The organism is Streptomyces sp. GC420, from assembly GCF_009916105.1.
Lineage (GTDB): Bacteria > Actinomycetota > Actinomycetes > Streptomycetales > Streptomycetaceae > Streptomyces.
The window spans coordinates 1-22254 of the sequence record NZ_JAAAXQ010000097.1 but is presented as its reverse complement, the minus strand read 5'-3'; the positions used below and the strand labels follow the sequence as shown (position 1 = coordinate 22254).

Below are 22254 nucleotides of genomic sequence, written 5' to 3'. Positions count from 1 at the left end.
CCGGCGGCTTGGCGCCGGGGCCGGGAAGGTGACCTCCCTCCGGCGAGGACCGGGAGGGCGGGAAAGTCCGCAAAATAGGTTCTGAATACGAATCGTGAATGTGTTGAGAATCCCGACGGAATACTCTGTGTTCCGCTACGTAATCAGGGTGAATGCGAAGAAAAATCGGCGGCCGTATAGAGCGGAAAACGCGCCGATTCTCTGAAGTGGGGGGTGCGGGGAGCCGAAGGAATCGAAGACAGGGAATTGCACAATGTCCGACCAGTGTCTGGCTCCCCTCATCCGATGCGGAGGTTTCACCATGTCCGGAACCTGGACCAGAGCCCGCAGGCGGCCGCGAAAACCCTGCCCGGCCCGGCGCCTCGCACGGGCCGTCGCGCTGCTCTCGGCAGTGCTGGCCATCGGCGCTCTGAACGTGCCCGCTGCCCATGCCCACGGTCACGCAGCGGGGTACTACGGGGTGAAAGCGGTGGCGGTGGCCGCGTCCAAGCGCGGTGCGCCGTACGCGTACGGGGCGACCGGCCCCGACCGGTTCGACTGCTCGGGACTGACCCTGTATTCCTTCCGCAAGGCGGGAAAACACCTGCCGCGCACCGCGGCCCAGCAGTACCGGCGCTCCCGCCCCGTCCACGGCGACCGCCGGCACCTCGGAGACCTTGTGTTCTTCCCTCGCGGCGGCACCGTGGGGCACGTCGGCATCTATGCCGGCCACGGAAGGATCTGGCACGCCCCGCGCCCCGGATCGCGGGTGCGGCTGGAGCGGATCTGGACCGGCAACGTGCGCTACGGACGCCCTTTGTGACGCACTCGGTGTGACGCGCCCGGTGCGACGCACCCGCTTCCCGGGTCCGACCCGGGCCGCGCGCTCCCCGGCCGCCACCGCGTGAGCGGCCGGGGCCCCGGCGAAGGCGCGGCTCCGGCTGACAGGGCGGCCGGGAAGAACGGATGGCCGGGCAGTTCCACGACACGGACCTGCCCGGCCTCGTCCTGGCCGGTGCAGCGCAGCCCGCGGGCCGGGCGGCCGCTGGTCTCGGATGCCGGATGCCTCAGAGCGAAACGGGTCACTCTGTGTGCAGCGGACGTTGACACGGGGCCCCTGCCCACTCATTCTTCTGGCAAGCTGCTGATTCGATTTAGCAACGGGGGCCGGTAGTGGCTGCACACCGGGGAACGATGGCGGATGTCGCCCGAAGGACGGGCGTGTCGCAGGTCACTGCGTCGTTCGTCCTCGGCGGCCGGACCGAGATGCGGATCTCCAAGGCGTCCCGGGGCATGGTGCTGAAGGCTGCCCGTCTGCTGTCGTACCGCTCGAAAGTCACCGGGCGCGGTGCGCGGGCGAAGCCCACCCGGACAATCGGCCTGCTCTCCGACGCGATCACCAGCACGCCTTTCGCGGGCGAGATGATCCGCGGCGCCCTTGACGCCACTCGGGCTCACGGTGACCTGCTGATCATCACGGAGACATGCGGGGACCGCGCCACGGAGTCGGCGATGATTCACGGCCTGTTGGGCTGTCAGGTCGAGGCGGTGATCTACGCGACCATGTACACCCGCTACGTCGTGCCGCCACAGGAACTCCTCGGCCACCGAGTGGTGTTACTGAACTGCCTCGCTCCGGGTTACGGTGCCCCCTCCGTCGTACCGGACGAGATCGTGGCCGGCAGATTGGCCGGCCAGGCGCTGGTCGCCGCGGGGCACAGGGACGGCATCTGGGCGATCGGAGGCCACAGGGCCATCGCCGACGCGGTCGAGGGCGTCTTCGCCGGCAACGAGCGGATGCGCGGGTTGCAGGAGGTTCTGCGTGCCTCGGGAGCATCCCTGGAAGGCGTCATCGAATGCGAATGGAGCACCGAGGACGGTTACCGTGAAGTGCGGGGCCTGCTCGCCCGGGGCCGCCGCCCGCGCGCGCTCGTGTGCTCCAACGACCGGCTCTCCTTCGGGGCCTACCAGGCACTCGCCGAGGCAGATCTGTGTATACCCGCCGACGTATCGGTCGTCTCGTTCGATGACCAGGACATCGCATCGCGGCTCCGTCCCGCTCTCACCACGTTGGCCTTGCCGCACTATGAACTCGGCGGGCTTTCCGTCCAACTCGCGCTCGCAAATGGCGACTTGACTCCGGCAGTGCACCGCGTGCCCATGCTCCTGCGTGAACGGGCGTCCGTCGGCATGCCGGGCAGCTTGCATGTTCCTCCTCGTACGCCTCGGTGATCAGCCCTCCAGAGAAACACCGCTGGGCCGCACCGCCGCAGTCCACCACCCGATCACCGTTCGTCGCCTTCCGGCAGGCGCAGGGTGTGCATTTCTGCCGTGAGGCGGACGCGGTCGTCGCCGTTGCCGTGCGCTGTCGGGCTCCATGGGGCGTCGTGTCCGGAATAGAAGCGCACCGTGAGGGTTTCCCCGGCGTCCGTGAAGACCTCGGCGACAGAACGGTCGAGAAAGATCCGCACCTCGCAGGCGCCGGCCGCTGCGGCGCCCGGGAGCGGGACGCTGTACCTGCCGCCGTGGGCACGGGGGTCCTGAGCGTCGTGGGACCGGTCAACGGTGTACAGGAGGGCTGCTGCGCGGCCATCGCGCAAGCCCGCACCGGCGATCATGTTCCATCTCTCGCCCTGCCGCCATAAGAAGGGATCCCGGAAGGGTGACCCCCGGCGGAGGCCGGGGAACCAGCAGCTCGGGCCGCTTGGTGAAGACGGTTCCCGACGGATCGGAGTCGGCTGCGGCGAGGGCTGCTACCAGCGGTCGGCGCAGTGGGCGGAACAGAAGGCAGTGATCCTGCCGTCAAAAACGTCCGGGCGGGATCGGATGTGCGCCGGCCGGCTGGGCCGTGAAGCGGTTCCGGCGGTCAGCGGTGCGTCCGCCGGGCCAGGGAGGCCCGTACCCGCAGCGGCATGGGGATCCGGTGCACCACCGGTTCGAGGCGACCTCCGATGAGCAGTTCCACCGCTGTCCTGCCCAGTTGGTAGTGGGGCAGTGCGATGCTGGTGAGCTGCGGACGCGCCCACGACGCGAGGCCGCTGTCGTCGAAGGACACCACTGACACGTCACCGGGCACGTCGAGCCCGGCCTCCTGCAATGCCTGGCATGCGCCGAACGAAACCCGGTCGTTGCATCCGATGATCGCCTGAGGGCGGTGTCCTCCGGCGAGCAGGGCCCGAACCTCTTCATATCCCTGTTCGACTGCCCAGGCGCATTCGATGACGCGGGCCGGGGCAACGCCCGCGCGACGCAAGGCATGCTCGATCCCGGACATGCGCTCTCGCCCGGCGAAGACCCCGTCGGGCGTTCGGGAGGTCACGTGGTGGCCTCCGACGACGTAGATGGCGTCGCGGTGGCCCGCGTCGAGGAGAGCCTGCGCCGCCGTCCGGCCGGCGGCCTCCTCGTCGGGGATGACGGAGGGAGCCGGAAAGCCCTCCGCGAGGCAGTTCAGCAGGACAACGGGTCGGCCGAGGAGACTTCGCGGCGGCTCCACCACACGGGTGTACATGGCCCCGTAGACGATGCCGTCCACCTGGCGGTCCAGCATGCCCTCGAGCAACCGCTCCTCGACGTGCCGGTCTCCCGCGGACTCGGCGATCAGGAGCAGATGGTCGTTGGCCAACGCCGCGTCGAGACCGCCGTGGATGACCTCGCCGGCGTACTGAGCGGTGGCGATGGTGTCCGAGACCAGACCGATGGTGCGCGTGACCGACGTCCGCAGGCCACGGGCGGTGAGGTTGGGCCGGTAGCCCAGGTCCTGGGCCACGCGGAGCACGCGGGCCTGTGTCGCTGCGGAGATTCGCATGTCGCTGCGGCCGCCCATCACGAAGGAGGCCGTCGCCCTCGAGACGCCCGCCTTACGGGCGACATCCGCGAGGGTGACCCGTCGGGTGGTCATCGCTCCCCCTTGCCGGCCCGGACGGGCCTGGACGCGGGACTTGCAGCGGGCGGTACGACAGGGATCATGCGGGCTCGGCGGGGAATTGCTCCGCGACGACATCCGTGACGGCCCACTCGCCCTCCGCGCCGACCTGCTGGTGGTTCCCCCGAACGGTACCGGTCCGGAGGAGGACACCGCCCCGCCACCCTTCCGGATCCTGGCGGACCGTGAGCCGCTCGGCGAGTGACCGGACGATGTTCAGACCACGGCCGTAGTGCTCCTCGGGACCGTGGAACCGGCCGGCGGAAGGGTCGGCGGAAGGGCCGGCGGAGCCACCGGAGTCGGCTACCACCAGGTGGAGGGCGGATCCGGCCAGGGCGAGGAGGATCTCCATGTCGGACTGGCCGTGCCGGGCGGCATTCCCGGCCAGTTCACTGACGATCAGCACGGCGGCGCCACGGTCGTCATCGCCGAGGCCCCAGTTGGTGAGCGTCTGTGAGGTGAAGCGACGGACGGTACGGACCTGCTCCACCCGGGCCGGGAGCGCGACGGCGGCTCGGCGTGCCGGTGCGGGGACGTTCCCAGGGGCTCTGTGACGGGGACACTCTCCGGCGCCGAGGCGGCTCGGGTACGGCATCCGTGCCTCTCCTCCGGGTGCCGTGAGGGGTGTGGCATACACCGCGGCCGTTCCTGTGCTGCGGGGACCATGTGGGCTGCGGCGTGATCTCCGGCCCGTTCCGTCTCGGCGGACCCTGAGTGCCTCGGCGATCGGACCTGGCGTTGATCGCTCAATCCGTTGGAAATTCGAGTTGGCAGCGAGTCAACGCCTGGGGGTGCATTGTCAAGACCTGCGGTGACCTGCACGGACGTCCCGGACCGCGTCCTACCGGCTGCCGCCTGTGCCGGGGCGGGCGGCGGTGGAACCGGAGGCGGGTCTGCCGAGGCGGCCCCGGACCCCGAGGGGTGCCGAGCGGCGGATCCCCGGGCGCCTCGGTGCGCCCGCGCAGGTGCGGGGCCCGGGCCCCGCCGTCCACGGCGATGTTCTCGCCCCACCTCTTTGACGGTGCGCTGGAACCTCTTCGCCGCAGGCCCCGCCGTATGGCGTCCTCGCGCCTGGGTGCAAGGTCCGCATCGGCCGTCCCCGGACCGTCCGGTCGCTCAGCTCCCGGACGCACTCTTCTCAGTGGGTTCCCGGTCGATCGCGCGCGCCGCGTCGGCAAGCGCGGAGCCCGGGTCCGTGCCTGAGTAGATTGCTTCGAGCGCCTTGCCGAACTCGCTTGTCACCTTGGGATATTCGGCGGTGAGGGGCCGGGTGGTGGCGACGCAGGACTTGTCGATGTAGGTGATCAGGCTTCCGCAGGGGACGGACAACATCTCGGTGAACAGCCTCAGAGGGCCGTTCTTGCCGTACAGCCTGCTCTCCTCAAGTCCCGTCACAGTGCCAGGTGGCGCCCCATTGGCATTGGTCATGGCCATGACGTTGTCGTCATTCAGCAGGAAGTCGAGGAACCTGCCCGCCGCCTTGCCGTGCCGGGTGGCCGCTCCGATGCCCCAGGACCAGGAACCCTGCCCGGTCTTGGGTCCGTTGCCGAAGTCGGGCAATGGCATTACCACCAGGTCGTCTCCCAGGGCTTTGCGGAAGGCGGGGTACATCCAGTGGCCTGCCCAGCTGAGTGCCACGTCGCTGTCGGCGAACGCGTCGGGGTCGGGGTCGACGTACGGCTTCCAGGACTGGAACTCCTTCATGGCCGCCACGACCGGGTCGCTGTCGAGTACGCCGCCGGCCCTGCCACGACTGTCGATCAATCCACCGCCCGCCGACCAGAGAATGGGTGAGAATCCGTAGGTGCCCCATTCCGTCGCCAGCCCGTTGCCCTCCTGGAGGTCGAGAATCCTGCCGTCCGGATCCTTGCTCGCCAACTCGGCCAGCACTTGGGCGAACGTGTCAGCCGTCCACGCCTCTTCGGCGTTCTTGGGGTAGTCAATACCCGCTGCTTCCAGCAGTCGCTCATTGCCGTACATGCCGAGGCCGGAGTCGTACATGGCCAGCCCGTACAGCTCGCCGTCGATCGTGCCCTGCAGTTGAACCGCCTCGGTGGCGTTGGCGACTGTCGTGAGCGACACGTACTTGAACAGGGGGGCAAGCTTCTTGTTGTGGACGAAGTTCGCCAGGGTCGGTCCGTCGAACTCCAGGATGTCGGGCAGGTCGGCGCTGTCGGTCGAGGTGATCGTCTCGGTGTAGTCCTCACCGGGAATGAGCTCGAGGCTGACCCTCACGTCGCTTTGTGAAGCGTTGAAGGCCAAGACGGCTTTCCGAAGCGCCTTGTTCTCACCGTCCTGACCCTCGTGCGCCCAGACACTGACGTCCCCCTTGCCGTTTCCGGCCGCACTTCGCGGCTCCCCACCTCCCTCCGCGCCGCAGGCTGCGACCCCGAACGACAGCGCAAGGATCATGAGCAGGCGTATTGCCCGGCGTCTGTGTGCCGTGGACATGCACAGGCCTTCCAGGTAGTGCGAGTAATGCTCCCCGACTGCGCCCCGGTGGGGCATAAGGGCGTGGGCAGGGGTTACGTGAGCGGAACTGCCGCGCATGCGCGCCTTCGGCGGTCCCTGCCATGGCGAGTGGGCGGCTCCCCGCGTCCCTGACACCGGCCCTCGTTCGGGGTGCGCCCGAACCTAAGCCAGGGAGGGTTTCTGCGCAAGCGTTTGCGTCACGTGCTTTCTGCGTAATGGTGACCTGTTGGGCGGCAGTAACTCACGCGTTTGCACGCCCCGGGTGTGCAAGCGCGGCCGCCTCAGAGCGGTGCCGTGCCGTGAATCCCTTCCCCGCGTCCTGGCGTCCACGTCCGCAAGGGCCTGGGTGGCCGCGCACACCCCGAGCAGCGCGTGGGGTGGCGGGGCACGGCGCCCGGCTCAGGGGCAGTCGGAAGGGGCGGCGGCTGAGGTTCCAGGACGATCTCCACGCCTTCGACGACAATCCGACCCGTAGGCGTCACGAACCGGGCGAGAATCACGGTGACGCGGACGCCGCCGGGTGCCGAAGCCGGGGACAGGGAGTCCGGGGCCGAAGGGGGTGCAATGCCGGTCGGCCCCACCGGCGCCTCGGCGAACCGTATTTCGGCGGCCGTACTCCGCTCGGTCCCGTACTCCGCTCGGTCCCGTACTCCGGCAGCACACGCAGCAGGGCAGACCACCGTTCCGCCGGTCCTGCTGCGCGGCATGCAGCGCCCCGCCCTGCGCGCCGAGTCCTCGATCTGTGAACCAGGGGCGGGAGGCCGTGACAACGGTCACTGAACAACGGGCCGTGACCAGCAAGGTTGCCTCCCACAGCCCGAATGGGCCGGGCGTGCGGCGGATAGGATCACCGGGTGCGCCGAACACCCGTGAAGGGGGAGGCTGATGGGGATTTTCCGTCGGGGGCCGAAGCGGGACAGCCGTGAGACACCCCGCGATCCCGAGTACGGCTTCTTCTCCGTCGAAGAGGGCCGCCTCTTCCGCTCGCAGGTGCGGGCGGCCTTCGCCGAGCACGGGCTCGAGGTCACCGTCTACGCCGACATGGTCACCGACGACTCGGACCGCCAGTTCGGCCTCGCGAGCCTTGCGGCGGTCTGCCACAACGACACCCGGGGCGCGAAGGCGTGGCCCGGGCTCGTCCGCGACCACGTCGGCATGGTGCTGCGCGCCATGGACGGGCCGCCGCCGCTGGAGACGCTGCCCGCCGAGCAGATCCGCGCGCAGCTCTACCCCCGGGTGATCACGGAGGACATGATCGAGAGGGAGGCCTTCCGGCACGCCCGTGACGTCGCCCCCGGACTGCGGGAGGTCATCGCGCTCGACCTGCCGGAGAGCGTGATGATGCTGACCGACGATGCGCTGTCCCCGCTCGGCGACATCCACGAACTGCGCGCGCACGCCCTGCGCAACCTCCGCGCCCTGCCCGTCGAGGGCCATGAGGTACTCAAGGGCGCCGACGGGATGCGCTTCGACGTGGTGATGGGCGACTCGTTCTTCACCGCGAGCCGGGTGCTGGTCCTCGACGAGCTCGTGCGCCGGGTCACCGGACGCGACCTGGGCATCGACGGAGCCCTCGTCGCCATGCCGTTCCGGCACCAGCTGGCCTTCCACGCGATCCGCGGCGCCGACATCATCCCCGCCCTCAACGGCATGGCCGCCTTCGCCGCAGCGGGCTTCGAGGACGCCGTGGGCCCGGTCAGCCCGCACGTGTACTGGTGGCGCGCGGGAGTGCTCAGCCAGCTCAGCGACCGCGACGACGAGGGTCTGAAAATCATGGTCGACGAGGACTTCCAGGAACTGCTGGAACGTATCGTCGGCGACGGCGACGAGGGGGACTGGCAAGACTGAGCAGGGCCGGGAGCGGCCGGGAGCGGCCGGGCGGGGACAGGAACGGGACTCGGCCCGGGCCCGGGGGCGGCGCCCGAGCCCCGGCCCGTTCCGCGCTGCTTGTGCCCGTGCCCGGCCCTCAGCGCTGTCCGTCTGGGAGGACGTCGAGGTACTGGTTGGGCGGTTCCTCGATCCGCTCGACCCGTTCCGCGTCCAGGCCCACCTCCGCCGACGCCGTCCCCAGGGTGCCGCGCCGGTGCCAGGTGCCCGTGATCGTCACCCAGGCGTCGGCCGGCGGCGCCTCGGCCCCGTGCACCCGGACCTTGAGGACCCGTGAGTCCGCCGCGCAGCAGCTCACCACGAGGCGGGTCAGCTGCCACCGGCCCTTGCCCGTGGGCGTGACGAAGCCCGTCAGCCGCACGCTGCGCCCCGCGAGGCTCTTCCTGGCGTCCTGCTGGGCGCGGGCGGTGAACTCGGTGAGTGTCAGCGGCACGGGATCCGAGGTGGGCAGGGCCGGGAAGTCCGTGCGCGGTGCCACGGTCTGGGCGCGTTCGCGTGCGGCGGTGTACGAGCCGAGTGCGGGCGGCGCGAAGAGCAGCAGGGCGAGCGCGGGCAGCATGAGCAGCCAGGCGACGCGCGGCCCCTTCCCACCGTGGTCGTGACCGTGGCCGTCGTCGTGATCCACGTCCGCTTCCACGTCCGCTTCCACGTCCGCGTCGTGGGAGCGCCCGTGGTCGTCCGCGCCGCCGGCGCCGGGTGCGCCGCGCCGGTCCCGTACCAGGCACGTGAGGCCCAGTACGACGAGGAGCACGCCGGCGACGATCAGGTAGGGCCGGAGTCCTTCTTTGACGTACCGCAGATACAGATCGCCGAAGAGCGTGATGCGCAGCACCCCCGCCCCGACGAGCAGTAGAACCATCGTCTGCGCGCCCCGCCTCACAGCAGCCACCATCCCGTCAGCACACAGCAGACGACCGCGGTCACCGCGGTCACGGCCGAGAACCGTACCGCGAAGGCCCGCCCGAAGGTCCCGGCCTGAAGGGCGATCAGTTTTACGTCGACCATGGGGCCCACGACCATGAACGCGAGCCGGGCCGTGGGGGAGAACCCGGTCAGGGAGGCGGCGACGAACGCGTCCGCCTCCGAGCAGACCGCCAGCACGATCGCCAGCACGGCCAGGAAGAGCACCGAGAGCCACGGCGACCCGGCGAACACGTCGAGGACGGAGTCCGGCACGGCGACGTTGAAGGTGGCCGCGGCCATGGCGCCGACCACCAGGAAGCCGCCCGCGTGCAGGAAGTCGTGCCGGAAGCCGAGGCGGAACTCCTCCCAGCGGCTGTGCCCCTCGCGGTGGCCGGTGCGGCGGGACGGCATCCGCAGCCACTCCTCCCGTCCCCAGCGCAGCCAGAGCCACCCCATCACGGCCGAGGTGGCCAGGGAGGCGACCAACCGGGCCGCCACCATCCCGGGGCTGCCGGGAAAGGCGACGGCGGTCGACACGAGGACGACGGGGTTGACCGCGGGCGCGGACAACAGGAACGCGAACGCAGCGGCGGGTGTGACGCCGCGTCTGATGAGGCTGCCCGCGACGGGCACCGAGGCGCACTCGCAGCCCGGCAGCACGACGCCCGCGGCACTGGCCACCGGTACCGCGAGAGCCGGCCTGCGCGGCAGCACCTTGCCGAACGCGCCGGCCGGTACGAACGCGTTGATGGCACCGGACACCAGGGTCCCGAGCAGCAGGAAGGGCAGCGCCTGCACCGTGATGGCCACCGCGATGGTCTGCCAGGCCTCGAACGCGGGGTGGGTGAGCAGGCCGCCGGAGCCGAGCACCCACACCAGGACGGCGACCAGGACGAGCGAGACCCCTCCGGAGACGACCAGTGAGCCGGCCGCGCGCGGCGCCCGGTCGTAGATCGCGGGTGGCACGGGCGGTCCTGGCGGCGGTTTCCGCAGCCCGGGTGGCCCCGCGGGCGGTCCGGGGTGGCGTACGCCGCCCGTTCGGTCCTGGATCAGGCTCTTCTCGGTGCTCACCCGGGCACGATAACGGCGTCCTCTGTGCTCCGGAGGGGTTGGCGGCAGTGGGTCGCCGACGTGAGGCGGACGCACGCGGCCATTCCCCCGGACGCTCACACACGCACCGCCGCCACGCACCCGCCCTCACGGACCCTGCCGGCGGGCCGGGCCACGGCTGCCGCGCCGTCCGGGCGTTCGCGCCGCACGAGACGTTCGCCGCGTCCGCGTCAGCGTCCGCGTCTGCGGCGGGGACCGGCGTGCGGCGCGCGGTCATTCGGCGGGCGGCATCGGCTGCGGGTTGAGCAGGACGAAGTCCGCTCCCGACGGGTCGACGCAGACGGCCAGCCGGCCGACGCCCTCGGCGTCCTCCGGACCCATCTGCACACTGCCGCCGTTCTCGGTCACCTTGGCGACCGAGGCGTCGCAGTCCGTGACGGCGAACACCGGGTGCCAGTACGGCCTGCCGCCGGTCAGCGTGAGCGCTTCGGCCGGGAGCTGCATGATGCCCCCGTGCATGCGTTCCTGCCCCGCGCCCGCCGGGCCGATCAGGGAGTAGGTCCCCCCGTCGCCCGGGAGCGGGATGTCCTGTGTCTCCCAGCCGAACAGCCCGCCGTAGAACTCCTTGGCGCCTGCCGCGTCCGTGGAGTACAGCTCGGTCCAGCACAGGGTGTCGGGCAGGTCCACGGCCTCGAGGCCCGGGAACTCACCGGGCTGCCAGACGGCGAACTGCCCGCCCTGCGGGTCGCTGAACTGCGCCATCCTGCCCTCGTCCTCGACGCCCGTCGGCGCCATCCGAACCGCGCCGCCCAGCCGCTGCACCGTGGCGGCCGCCTCGTCCGCGTCCGGGACCTGGAAGTAGAGCATCCAGGCCGAGCGCGCGCCTTCCTCGGTGAGCTGCCCGACCGCCGCGACGGCCTTCCCGCCCAGGCGGAAGATGCCGTACCCACCCGCCTCCGGGCCCATCGTCTTCAGCTCCCAGCCGAACACCGCGCCGTAGAAAGCGGCAGCGGCCGGGACGTCCGGCGCACCGAGGTCGAGCCAGCTCGGTGAACCGGTCACGAAGTCAGTGGTGATCATGATGATTCCCTTCGACGCGTCCCTTGTGGAGCCAGCGTGACATCCGTCACTGACACTCGCGCCCCGGAACGGCCGCGCTGGCCCCCTCCGGAACGGACCTCTCCCCGATCGGCCGCGCGGGCCCTCCGTAAACCGCCGCAGACCGCCGCGGACCGCCGGACGGTCACGCCGGTCCCTCACAGCCCGCGCCGCAGCACCTCGCCGAGCACGGCCACGCCTTCCGCGATCCCGGTGGTCGTGCCCGCCGCGTAGCCCAGGACCAGCCCAGGCCGCCCCCGTGACTGCCGGTGCCACGACAGCGGCTGTGTCTTCACACCCCGTGCCAGCGCCGCAGCGGCCAGGTCCGTGTCGGCGAAGCCCGCGTCGAAAGTGACCGTGAGATGCAGTCCCGCCGCGGCGCCGTGCACCACGGCCCGCGGCAGGTGATCGCGGATCGCGGCCACCATCGCGTCCCGGCGGCGACGGTGCCGTCCGCGTACCAGCCGCAGATGACGTTCGAGTTCGCCGGAGTCCATCAGACGGGCCAGTACGAGCTGAGGCAGCAGCGCGTTCCCCAGGTCGGCGAACCGTTTGGCGGCCACGAGCGCCTCACGGTACTTCGCCGGCGCGAGCACCCAGCCCACCCGCAGCGCGGGAGCGAGCAGCTTCGAGACGCTCCCCACGTAGCAGACCCGCTCGGCCAGTGCAGACCGCAGCGCGGCCACCGGGGGCCGGTCGTAGCGGTGCTCGGCGTCGTAGTCGTCCTCGACGACCAGGCCGCCCTCGCCGGCCCAGCCCATCAGGTCGCGCCGCCGCTCACCGCCCAGCACCACGCCCATGGGGAACTGGTGCGCCGGGGTCAGCAGCACGGCCGCCGCACCGCACGCGCGCAGCGCGTCGACCCTGACGCCCTCGGAGTCGACCGGCACCGGTGGCGTGGCCAGCCCCTGGCCGCGCAGGTGCTGGCGGACTCCGAGAGATCCGGGGTCCTCCACCGCGAGTTCCCTCGTCCCGTCGTCCCGCAGGACCCCCGCCAGCAGTGTGAGTGCCTGGGCGGTGCCCGAGACGACGAGCACCTCCCCGGGTTCCGCCCGGATCCCGCGGTTGCGGGCCAGCCAGTCGGCGACGGCGTGCCGCAGAGCCGGTGCGCCGCGCGGATCCCCGTACCCGAGCCCGGACGCGGACAGGCCATCCAGGACCGCGCGTTCGGCGCGCAGCCACGCCGCCCGCGGGAACGCCGTCAGATCGGGCAGGCCCGGAGAGAGATCGATACGGGCGGGCTCCGCCCGCAGCGCGTCGAAGGCGTCCGTGCCGGGCGCTCCGGCGAACACCGCCCCCGGCGAAGGGGCCGGCGCGGACGGCGGCCACGCGACCTCCTGTCCGCGCGCCGGCCGCGCCTCGATGGGAGCCGCGACCACGACCGTGCCGGCCCGGCCACGCCCGGCGACATGCCCCTCCTCGGCCAGCCGCCGGTACGCCTCGGTGACCACGCCCCGGGACACCCGGAGCTCGGCCGCCAGCACCCGGCCGGCGGGCAGCGTGCTGCCGACCGGCAGCCGGCCGTCAGCGATCGCGCGCCGCAGCCGCCCGGTCAGCCAGTCGGACAGCCCGCCCGGCGGGGCCTCGCCGGTGTCCAGCTGCAGGAAGTCGGAGCCGGCCGGTCCGGGAGTTTCGGACCGGTCGGAGGCACTGCCATTGGACCTGTTCACCGGACCATGGTGCCGTGCAGGGTCGGAACATGGACCACACCGACACGTACGTACACGGCTACTCGGAGCAGGAGACGCGCCGCCTCGGCGACCAGGCGGACACGCTGGCCGCGCTGCTCCACCGCGGCACGTTCCATCCCGCGGGCAGCAGGGTGCTGGAGGTCGGCTGCGGGGTCGGCGCCCAGACGGTGCACCTGCTCGCGAACAGCCCTGGCGCGCACCTCGTAGCCGTCGACGTCTCGGAGGACTCGCTGGCCAGGGCCCGCGCCCGTGTCGCCGCTCAGGTCCCCGGGGCGCGTGTGGAGTGGCACCACGCCGACCTGTTCGAGCTGCCCTTCGCCGACGCCTCGTTCGATCACCTCTTCGTCTGCTTCGTCCTGGAACACCTGCGGGACCCCGGGAGAGCCCTGCGTGCCCTGCGGCGGCTGCTGCGTCCCGGCGGCACCGTCACCGTCGTCGAGGGCGACCACGGTTCGGCACTCCTCCACCCCGACAGCGCCCACGCACGCGCGGTGATCGGCCACCAGATACGCCTGCAGTCGGCCGCCGGGGGCGACGCGCTGGTCGGGCGCAGGCTGGAGCCGCTGCTGACGGGCGCCGGCTATCGCGAGGTCACGGTCGAGCCACGGACGGTCTACGCCGACCGGACCCGGCCCGAGCTCGTCGAGGGCTTCACCCGGGGCACCTTCATCGCCATGATTGACGCCGTGCGCGAGGACGCCCTGGCCGCCGGTCTCACCACTCCGGCCGCATGGGACCGGGGCATGGCCTGCCTGCGCAGGACCGCCGAGGACGGCGGCACCTTCCACTACACGTTCTTCAAGGCGCATGCCGTGAACCGGCCGTGAGCCGCCCCCTGAGCCGCCGCCCCCGGCCGGCGGACCCCGTGGCCAGGAGCACCCGAAAAAGCCCTGGCAAGCGATCACGGTGCCGTCCCAGGATGGCCCCATGCTGAGCACTCTTCTCGCCTTCCTCGGGGCCTGCACCCTGATCGCGGCCTCACCGGGCCCCAGCACCGTGCTGATCATCCGGCAGTCGCTGCGGAGCAGGCGTGCCGGATTCCTGACCGTGCTCGGCAACGAGACCGGGGTCTTCGTGTGGGGCCTGGTGGCGGCCTTCGGGCTCACCGCACTGCTGGCAGCCTCCGAACTGGCGTACGACATCATGCGGATCGCCGGCGCCGTGGTCCTCGTCGTCTTCGGCGTACAGACCCTGCGGGCCGCGCGCCGCGGCCACGCGGGGGAGGAAGAGGCGTTCCCCGCAGAGCCCGTGACCCGTTCGGGTGCCAAGTCCTACCGCGCCGGGCTGCTGCTGAACCTCGCCAACCCCAAGGTGGGTGTCTTCGCGATGTCCTTCCTGCCGCAGTTCGTGCCCGAGGGCGCGCCGCAGCTGCCCTCGATGGTGGCACTGGCCGCGATCTGGGCGCTCTACGAGGTGGGCTACTACGCCGTCTATGTGTGGTTCATCGGCCGTATGAGGGCGTTCGTCTCCAGGGCGAACGTGCGCAGACGTCTGGAGCAGGTCTCCGGCGGTGTCCTGGTGCTGCTCGGGGTCCGGATGGCCGTGGAGAGCTGATGCGCCGCGGGCAAGTCCGGGGCAGTCTGGGGAAATGGCCGAGCACTCCCAGAACCCCGAGGGCCAGGAGAACAGCCCGGAACCGCACCTGGAGCCCCTCCGGGCCGTGGAACTGCGCCCCGAGGCGGCACAGCGGGAACCGGAATTCGGCATACCGCCGGAGCCGGACCGGACCGCACGCGGGGACACACACCAGGACACGGGCGGGGGCATACGCGGAGGCATACGCGGGGGTGTACGCGGGGACCTCGGCCGTGCCCCGGACCGGGACATCCACCGTGCCCCCGACCGGGACGCCGCGGCGCACTCGCCACACCAGGACGTCCGCACCGCACCGCGCCCCGGCCCTCCGGGAGAGGCGCGCCGCGCCGACCACCCGCCCGGCTTCGCCGTCCTCGCCACCGTCGCCCTCTCCCTGGCCCTGCACGGCCTCGGTGTCGACTGGCTCTCCGTACCACTCCTCGTGCTCGCATGCGCCCTGTGGCTGCTGCTCGCCCTGACCACCGCCGAGCACTTCGTACGCCACCCCTGGGACGGCGCGTTCGACACCAGGCCCGCGCTCACCGCGCTCGCCGCGACCGCGCTCCTCGTCACCCGCTGCTCGCTCCAGGACTGGCAGGCCGTCGCCGCCGTCCTCCTCCTGGAAGCCGTCGTCCTGTGGCTGGTTCTGCTGCCGCACCTCGCCCGCGGGCTGCCGGAGACCGCGCTGTCCGGGGCCCTCGCCACCCAGGGCCTCGCCCTGTCGGCGGCCACCCTCGGCGGTCAGACCGACAGCGCGTGGATACGCTGGCCCGCACTGGCGCTGCTCTGCTTCGGTGTCCTCCTGCACGGCTACGGCCTGGCCCGCGCCTTCGACGCCCGCCGGTTCACCGAGGGCGGGGGCGAACAGTGGCTCACCGTCGCCGTCCTGGCCGTCGCCGCCACCACGGCGGCCGGACTCGACGCGCTCTCCGGGCACGTGGCGCTGCGTGTGCTCGGCGAGGTGCTGCTGGGACTCGCCGTCGCCTCGTACGTCGTCCTGGTGTGCTGCGAGGCGCTGTGGCTGCGCCTGCACTACGACATCGGGCGCTGGGTCACCGCCTTCGCCCTGGCCATGACCGCGGCGGCGGCTCCGGCCACCGGGGCGGAGACGCTGGGCCGGGTCCTGCTGTGGCCCGCGATCGCGGTGTGGATCGCCGTGGCGATGGGCGGAGTTCTCTCGGCCGCGCGTCGGCCGGCGCTCTGGCGGGGAAGGATGGGCATGTCCGGTCAGCACGCACCGTAGGACCCAGCACCCGTAGGACCCAGCACCTGTAGGACCCAGCACGCCGTAGAACCCCGGCGGACGCCCCAGAACCCGGCGGACGCCGCAGAGCCTTGTCGGAGGGGCCCATGTCCACCATCCCAGCAGCGCCGTTCACCGCCCGGGACTACCGGGCCAGGATGGACCGCGCCGTCCGGGCCGCGGCGGAGTCCGGGCTGGCAGGACTGCTGATCGCGCCGGGCCCCGACATGGCCCACCTCACCGGCTACCGCCCGCCCGCCGACACCGAGCGCCTCACCCTGCTCGTGCTCACCCCCGGACAGGACCCGGTCCTCGTCGTGCCCGCGCTGGAGGCGCACGACGCCGCCGCGGCGGCCGGAGCGGACGCGCTGACCCTGCGCGACTGGAAGGACGGCGTCGACCCGTACTCCCTGACCGCGCCGCTCCTCGACGCGCGCGGCCGGTTCGGGGTCAGCGACAACACCTGGGCCCTGCATCTGCTGGGCCTGCAACGGAAGCTGCCCGGGATCACCTGCGCGGCGCTCTCCGACGTGCTGCCCATGCTGCGCGCCGTCAAGGACGTGGCGGAGCTGGAGCGGCTCGCCGCCGCTGGAGCGGCTGCCGACGCGACGTACGAGGAGATCCTGGGCGTCCGCTTCGCCGGCCGCCGGGAGAGCGAGGTCGCCGCCGACCTGGACGCCCTGCTGCGCAAGCACGGACACTCGCAGGTGGACTTCACCATCGTCGGATCGGGCCCCAACGGCGCCGACCCGCACCACGAGGCGGGCGAACGCGTCATCGGGGACGGCGACATGGTGGTCCTCGACTTCGGAGGTCTGAAGGACGGCTACGGCTCCGACACCACCCGCACCGTCCACGTCGGCGCCCCGTCGGCGGAGGAACAGCGCGTTCACGACGTCGTACGGGAGGCCCAGCAGGCCGCCTTCGAGGCGGTCCGGCCGGGCATCGCCTGCCAGGAGGTGGACCGGGTGGCGCGTGCCGTCATCACGCGGGCCGGTTACGGCGAATGGTTCATCCACCGCACCGGCCACGGGATCGGAGTCACCACCCACGAGCCCCCGTACATGGTGGAGGGCGAGGAGCGGCCCCTGGTGCCCGGGATGTGCTTCTCCATCGAGCCCGGGATCTATCTGCCGGAGCGGTTCGGCGTGCGCATCGAGGACATCGTCACCGTCACCGAGGACGGCGGGCGGCGCCTCAACAACACGGCGCGGGAGCTGGCGGTCGTCGGCTAGCCGAACCGGCGTCTCACACGCCGGTGGAGCCGTCGGCCAGCTCGCGCAGGATGTCGAGGTGGCCGTTGTGCCGGGCGGTCTCCTCGATGAGGTGCATCAGGATCCAGCGCAGGGTCACATGCCGTCCGTCCCGGGAGGGGCGCTTCGCCTTCTCCTCCAGGCCGTGCGCGGCGACGAGTTCCCGGTACCGGGTGCTCTGCTCCTCGTACTCCTGGAGCAGCCGCGCCGGCGGGATGCCGACGGCCATGCTCATCTCCCGGTCGGGCTCCTCCTCCGTCCAGGGGCCTTCGTCCTCCTCGCCGAGGAAGACCACCTGGAGCCAGTAGTACTCGACCCAGCGGAGGTGGCTGACCAGCCCGCACAGGGTCATCAGGGGCGAGCCCGGCAGCGGGGCACTGCGGGCGTCCTCGGGGGAGACTCCGTCGAGCTTGATCCGGACGGTGTCCCGGACGTAGTCGAGGAAGGTGGTCAGCGTGGCGCGCTCGTCCCACGCGGGAGGCATGTCGGTCCGTGTCATCGGGTGAAGGATTCCGGAGCCCCGGCCCGATGTCGAACGAATTGACGGCCCGTACGAGTACGAGGCAGCCGGGTCCGGGCCGCCACGTAGCCGCCACGTCACGGCAGTCGTGCACAGCCGTGCATTCGCGCACCGCCGCGCGGCTGCGAAGCCGTGCGGCCGCTCAGTCGCTCAGTCGCTCAGCCGCTCTCGCCGAGCAGCACGCAGCACTCCGGCGGCAGGTGCAGCTCCCCGTCCGGGCCGGGCGCGCCGACGGGTTCCCAGCACGCCAGCACCTCGCCGCCGTCCCTGCCCAGTGGGATCACCGCGGGCTCCTTCGACAGGTTGACGGCGACCCGGACGTCCCCGCGCCGCATGACCAGCCACCGGCCCCGTTCGTCGTGGGCGACCCGCACCGCAGCCAGGTCCGGGTCGGTGAAGTCGGGGTGGGCGCGCCGCAGGGCCAGCAGTTCGCGGTGCCAGGCGAGCAGCCGGGCGTGCGGATCGCGGCCGGGCTCGGACCAGTCGAGGCAGGAGCGGTCCCGGGTGGCCGGGTCCTGCGGGTCGGGGATCTCCTCCTCGGCCCAGCCGTGCGCCGCGAACTCCCGGCGCCTGCCGTTGCGCACGGCCTCGGCGAGCTCCGGGTCGGTGTGGTCGGTGAAGAACTGCCAGGGCGTGCGCGCGCCCCATTCCTCGCCCATGAAGAGCATCGGAGTGAAGGGCGCGGTCAGGACGAGCGCGGCGGCGCAGGCGAGCAGCCCGGGGGAGAGCGTCGCCGACAGCCGGTCGCCGTGCGCCCGGTTGCCGATCTGGTCGTGTGTCTGCGCATAGCCGAGCAGACGGTGGCCGGGGATCCTGACGCGGTCCAGCGGCCTGCCGTGCACCCGCCCCCGGAAGCTCGAATAGGTGCCGTTGTGGAAGAAGCCGCAGCTGAGGGTCTTGGCCAGGGCCGCCATCGGGGCGCGGGCGAAATCGGCGTAGTAGCCCTGGGACTCGGTGGTGAGGGCGGTGTGCAGGGCGTGGTGGAAGTCGTCGTTCCACTGGGCGTGGATCCCGAGGCCGCCCGCGTCGCGCGGGGTGATCAGCCGGGGGTCGGCGAGGTCGGACTCGGCGACGAGGAACAGCGGCCGTCCCAGGTCGCCGGAGAGCGCGTCGGTGGCTGCCGACAGTTCCTCCAGGAAGGTCAGCGCACGCCGGTCGTGCAGGGCGTGCACGGCGTCGAGCCGCAGCCCGTCCAGCCGGTAGTCGCGCAGCCAGGCCAGGGCGCTGCCCAGCAGGTAGGCCCGCACCTCGTCGGAGCCCGGGGCGTCGAGATTGACGGCCGAGCCCCAGGGGGTGTGGTGGGTGTCCGTGAAGTAGGGCCCGAACACCGGGAGGTAGTTGCCGGAGGGGCCGAGGTGGTTGTGCACGACGTCCAGGACCACACCGAGCCCGAGGGCGTGGGCCGCGTCGACGAACCGCCACAGCCCTTCCGGCCCGCCGTACGGCTCGTGCACCGCCCACAGCGACACGCCTTCGTACCCCCAGCCGTGCGTGCCCGGAAAGGGGCAGACCGGCATCAGTTCCACATGGGTGACGCCCAGTTCGGCGAGATGGGAGAGCCTCCGGGCGGCGGCGTCGAAGGTGCCTTCCGGCGTGTACGTACCGACGTGCAGCTCGTACAGGACCGCGCCGGGCAGGCCGCGCCCCGCCCACGGCGTGCGCCAGTCGAACAGCCGGTGGTCGACGACGGCGCTCTGTCCGTCGGGGCCGTCCGGCTGGCGCCGTGAGCGCGGGTCGGGCAGCACCGGGCCGCCGTCGAGCGAGAAGCCGTAGCGGTCGCCGTCCGAGGCCTGCGCCTCCGACGTCCACCAGTCCTCGCGTTCCGGGTCGCGCTCCATGGGACGCGGCTCGCCCCGGAGCAGGAGCGCGACCCGGTCTGTCTCAGGTGCCCACACCTCGAACTGCACTGGCGGTCCCCTCGCGATGAGTACGAAGTCGCCGCCCATCCTGCTCCGGACGAGGTTGATCCGCTCCTGAATCACCGGACAACGGGCCTTCGCGAAGATCGCGGCCATGGGCAAGGTACCCATGTCCGTGGGCGCCGCAACGCGCTCCGCGCCGTGTTCGACGAGAAAACCCGTGCGGTCGGCGAGGAGGTCGTACGCGCGTACCCGGCGGGCCCTCACGCGGGCCCTCACGCGGGCCAGTGCCGCGGACCGGCGGCCGGCCGCGTCCGCCGCCCGCCCCCACCTGCCAACTGCCTTCCGGGCAGGGCGCTGCTCGAACAGCACTTCTCTTCTGGACACCCGAACCGCTCGGCCCCGACAATCACCATCGTGACCACGCCTTCCGAATTCCACACGCTGACCGGCGCCGTCGTTCAGCGCCCGTCGGACGCCGACCGGGACCGAGTGCTGGAGGCACTGAGGGAGGGCGCGGCCGAGGGCAAGCTGTCCCACGACACCTTCCTCCGGCGGATGAACCTGGTCTTCCTGGCCCGCGGCCCCGAGGAACTGGCCGCGCTCACCGCCGACCTGTCCGGCGTACGCGAAGCGCCTTGGTCCCGGCGGGTGTTCGCGGCGGTCGGCGCCGTGTCCTCCTTCCCCGGGCGGCTGCGCAGGGCCTGGCAGCTCGAACGGCTGCCGAAGCTGCTGTTCCCGGCACCCGGGCAGTACCCGCTGAACATAGGGCGCGACCCCGCGAACGGGCTGCGGCTCACCCACGACACGGTGTCCCGGGTGCACGCGCAGCTGAGCCGGCAGGGCGGGGTCTGGGTGCTCCGCGACCTCGGCTCCACCAACGGAACCTGCGTCAACGGGCACCGGGTCGCCGGGGCCGCGGTGGTGCGCGAGGGCGACCAGGTCAGCTTCGGCCAGATGAGCTTCCGGCTGGCCGCACGCTGATCCCCTCCGCCGGGGTGGCTTGAACCACCACCGAGCGGACCGCCCGGTCGCCGGACGTGCGCACTGTCCTCCGCCGAGTGCGGGCCGGCCGGCGAACGCGGAAAGGACCCGCGCGTTCGAGCCCAGTCGGCTGAGTACGGGTGCTCATGTGCGCAGTGATCACCAGCCTGCACGATGCGTGGATGCGATCGTCGAAGCGTTCGGGGCTCCGGACGACGGAGGACGTGAAGGTGACCGACGTCAGGCGGAGGCCGAAGCCGGACGTGCCCTCCTCCTGACCGGGGCGCAGGGAACCTGCGCAGAGGGGGCCATCCTGTCCTCCGCCAAGCGCGGGCAGGCCGTGCGTGGGCCGGTTCGGGTCCGCGTGCCCCGCAGAACCTGGCCGCGGTGGTCAGGGTGGCCGGGTGGGCTACGGGCGCCGGACGGAGGGGGCCTGGGAGGTCAGCGCGTCGAAGGCGGAGACGACGGTACGGGCCTGAAGCTCGACCTGGTCGTCGATGGGTACCCAGCGCGGGTCGAACCGCTCGGCGAACGCCTCGCACCACTCGGTGACCAGGCTCGTCAGCCGCTCCCCGGTCCTGCTGCCGCCCAGCACCCGGGCGAGCATGGCCGCCGTCCGCAGGGACAGCCGCCGCCCGAAGGCGTCGATCGCGGCGACATACGCCTCGGTCGCCGGGCGGGACCCCTCCCCGGCCCAGCCGTCCGCCACCCCCGGCATCAGCGCCAGCGTCCACTCGACGGCCCGCAGCAGCGGCGGTCCGTCCCGGCCGGTGACGGTGAACGGTCTCGCCTGATCGAGGAGCCCGGAGATGATCTCCCGGTCACCGCGCAGCCGGGCCGCCAGCGCGACCAGCGCGCCCCGCGGGTCGGGGTGCGGGCCGGTGTCCTCGACGACATCGCTGGCCCACATGGGGACCTCGACGACGGCGGTCATCCCGCCGTAGCGGTGGGCACGGTGCCAGGTGCTGTGCTCGGCCTCGTCGGGGACACGTTCGCGGCCGTCCGCGGGTGGCGAGGGCATGACGTAGATGCCGGGGCCGGGGCTCTCCCAGTGGGCCGCGTCCGAGGCACTCGTCTCCACCGGGATCCCCAGACCGGCGGCGGACTTGGCGAAGGGCTCCGCCAGCCCAGGCAGAGCACGTGTCAACTGCACCCAGCTGCCGCCCAGTTCGGTGGCGTGGAGGCTGCACTGCAGGAAGGGCCTCAGCTCGTCGATGAGGGCCAGCAGCGCCGTCGACTCGGGCGGCAGGTCCGCCGGGGAGAGGAGGGAGGGTGCCCACTCGGGCTGTTCCGGCCCGGCCGGGCGGAAGAAGTGCCGGTGGTAGTCGAGGAGGCCGCGGGGCCCGGGCGAGCGGTGGCGGTGCGCGCCGTCCGGGTCGGCGCACAGCAGGAAGTGCCACACGGTCCGGGAACGCAGCCCCGGATCGCCGGTGACCCGGCGCGCCAGCCGCAGCGCGGTCAGCCCGCCCACCGGCTCGTTCGGATGGGCGCCCGCGACGACCAGGACGTTGCGGTGTCCGTCGCCGGACGGGCCGACGGACAGCGCCGTCAGGGGCCGGCCCTCGCGCGAACTGCCGGCACGCCGGATCCGGCACAGGCCGGGCGGCGCGCCCCGAACCAGCTCCTCGGCGGCCGAGTCCAGTTCGTCCCCCGTCAGATAGCGCGTCTGAGCCAGCTGACCCACCCCCTCGTCCGCCCCCGGTCTGGCATTCGCCCACGGATGGGGTAACAGTGTCAAGACGGCCTCATTTGTCCGGGAGGCCCGGGGGCGTGCGCCCGTGGTGCGCGCGCCCCTGTCGGGGTCTCGCGCCCCTTGCC

The 22254-nt window shown here is 72.1% G+C and carries 19 protein-coding genes; 8 read left to right on the top strand and 11 right to left on the bottom strand.

Annotation, left to right across the window (positions count from 1 at the left end):
- Positions 1-301: 301 nt before the first annotated feature.
- Positions 302-802: a C40 family peptidase gene (locus tag GUY61_RS14800; protein WP_166630612.1), complete on the top strand. Its 501-nt coding sequence runs from the start codon at positions 302-304 to the stop codon at positions 800-802.
- A gap of 371 nt (positions 803-1173) precedes the next feature.
- Complete coding sequence (locus GUY61_RS14795) at positions 1174-2211, top strand: LacI family DNA-binding transcriptional regulator (RefSeq protein ID WP_166630611.1); 1038 nt, start codon at positions 1174-1176, stop codon at positions 2209-2211.
- A gap of 53 nt (positions 2212-2264) precedes the next feature.
- On the opposite strand, the gene GUY61_RS14790 is transcribed toward GUY61_RS14795, so the two are convergent.
- The 4 genes from GUY61_RS14790 to GUY61_RS14775 form a co-directional block, all read right to left on the bottom strand.
- On the bottom strand, positions 2265-2597 hold the full coding sequence (locus tag GUY61_RS14790) for a GH32 C-terminal domain-containing protein (RefSeq protein ID WP_166630610.1): 333 nt from the start codon (positions 2595-2597) through the stop codon (positions 2265-2267).
- A 248-nt stretch (positions 2598-2845) separates the two neighbouring features.
- Entirely contained in the window at positions 2846-3877 is a 1032-nt protein-coding gene (locus tag GUY61_RS14785; protein ID WP_166630609.1) for a LacI family DNA-binding transcriptional regulator, read from the bottom strand.
- A gap of 64 nt (positions 3878-3941) precedes the next feature.
- A complete protein-coding gene (locus tag GUY61_RS14780; RefSeq protein WP_166630608.1) occupies positions 3942-4496 on the bottom strand; it encodes an ATP-binding protein in 555 nt (184 codons plus the stop codon).
- A gap of 521 nt (positions 4497-5017) precedes the next feature.
- Complete coding sequence (locus GUY61_RS14775) at positions 5018-6313, bottom strand: ABC transporter substrate-binding protein (protein ID WP_243766466.1); 1296 nt, start codon at positions 6311-6313, stop codon at positions 5018-5020.
- Between the two features lie 945 nt (positions 6314-7258).
- On the opposite strand from GUY61_RS14775, the gene GUY61_RS14770 reads away from it, so the two are divergent.
- Positions 7259-8221: a hypothetical protein gene (locus tag GUY61_RS14770; RefSeq protein WP_166630606.1), complete on the top strand. Its 963-nt coding sequence runs from the start codon at positions 7259-7261 to the stop codon at positions 8219-8221.
- 118 nt (positions 8222-8339) lie between these two features.
- On the opposite strand, the gene GUY61_RS14765 is transcribed toward GUY61_RS14770, so the two are convergent.
- The 4 genes from GUY61_RS14765 to GUY61_RS14750 all read right to left on the bottom strand — a co-directional run bounded on the left by GUY61_RS14765 (position 8340) and on the right by GUY61_RS14750 (position 12981).
- The gene (locus GUY61_RS14765) at positions 8340-9152 is read right to left on the bottom strand and encodes a TIGR03943 family putative permease subunit (protein ID WP_208105995.1); all 813 of its coding nucleotides are present in this window, start codon (positions 9150-9152) and stop codon (positions 8340-8342) included.
- Positions 9137-10054: a permease gene (locus GUY61_RS14760; RefSeq protein ID WP_398955505.1), complete on the bottom strand. Its 918-nt coding sequence runs from the start codon at positions 10052-10054 to the stop codon at positions 9137-9139. The genes GUY61_RS14765 and GUY61_RS14760 overlap by 16 nt, the downstream gene beginning before the upstream one ends.
- 432 nt (positions 10055-10486) lie before the next feature.
- Positions 10487-11293 (bottom strand): VOC family protein, encoded by an 807-nt coding sequence (locus GUY61_RS14755; RefSeq protein WP_166630605.1) that lies wholly within the window; start codon positions 11291-11293, stop codon positions 10487-10489.
- A gap of 176 nt (positions 11294-11469) precedes the next feature.
- Positions 11470-12981 carry a PLP-dependent aminotransferase family protein gene (locus GUY61_RS14750; protein WP_166630604.1) on the bottom strand — a complete coding sequence of 504 codons (1512 nt, stop codon included), beginning with the start codon at positions 12979-12981 and terminating at the stop codon, positions 11470-11472.
- Between the two features lie 29 nt (positions 12982-13010).
- On the opposite strand from GUY61_RS14750, the gene GUY61_RS14745 reads away from it, so the two are divergent.
- The 4 genes from GUY61_RS14745 to GUY61_RS14730 all read left to right on the top strand — a co-directional run bounded on the left by GUY61_RS14745 (position 13011) and on the right by GUY61_RS14730 (position 17055).
- Positions 13011-13829 carry an L-histidine N(alpha)-methyltransferase gene (locus tag GUY61_RS14745; RefSeq protein ID WP_166630603.1) on the top strand — a complete coding sequence of 273 codons (819 nt, stop codon included), beginning with the start codon at positions 13011-13013 and terminating at the stop codon, positions 13827-13829.
- Between the two features lie 100 nt (positions 13830-13929).
- A complete protein-coding gene (locus GUY61_RS14740) occupies positions 13930-14556 on the top strand; it encodes a LysE family translocator (RefSeq protein WP_166630602.1) in 627 nt (208 codons plus the stop codon).
- A gap of 34 nt (positions 14557-14590) precedes the next feature.
- Positions 14591-15820, top strand: coding sequence for a hypothetical protein (locus tag GUY61_RS14735; protein ID WP_166630601.1), 1230 nt, complete (start codon positions 14591-14593; stop codon positions 15818-15820).
- 107 nt (positions 15821-15927) lie between these two features.
- Complete coding sequence (locus GUY61_RS14730) at positions 15928-17055, top strand: aminopeptidase P family protein (RefSeq protein WP_166630600.1); 1128 nt, start codon at positions 15928-15930, stop codon at positions 17053-17055.
- Between the two features lie 13 nt (positions 17056-17068).
- Here the strand turns inward: GUY61_RS14730 and GUY61_RS14725 are convergent, their stop codons facing one another.
- Both GUY61_RS14725 and treZ read right to left on the bottom strand, forming a co-directional pair.
- Positions 17069-17572, bottom strand: a complete 504-nt coding sequence (locus GUY61_RS14725; RefSeq protein WP_166630599.1) for a DinB family protein — start codon at positions 17570-17572, stop codon at positions 17069-17071.
- Positions 17573-17751: 179 nt separating this feature from the next.
- Positions 17752-19500, bottom strand: a complete 1749-nt coding sequence (gene treZ / locus GUY61_RS14720; RefSeq protein ID WP_166630614.1) for a malto-oligosyltrehalose trehalohydrolase — start codon at positions 19498-19500, stop codon at positions 17752-17754.
- Positions 19501-19869: 369 nt separating this feature from the next.
- On the opposite strand from treZ, the gene GUY61_RS14715 reads away from it, so the two are divergent.
- Positions 19870-20436 (top strand): DUF1707 and FHA domain-containing protein, encoded by a 567-nt coding sequence (locus GUY61_RS14715; protein WP_313896666.1) that lies wholly within the window; start codon positions 19870-19872, stop codon positions 20434-20436.
- 409 nt (positions 20437-20845) lie between these two features.
- Here GUY61_RS14715 and GUY61_RS14710 read toward each other — a convergent pair whose 3' ends face one another.
- On the bottom strand, positions 20846-22120 hold the full coding sequence (locus GUY61_RS14710; protein ID WP_166630598.1) for a M14 family zinc carboxypeptidase: 1275 nt from the start codon (positions 22118-22120) through the stop codon (positions 20846-20848).
- Positions 22121-22254 lie beyond the last annotated feature (134 nt).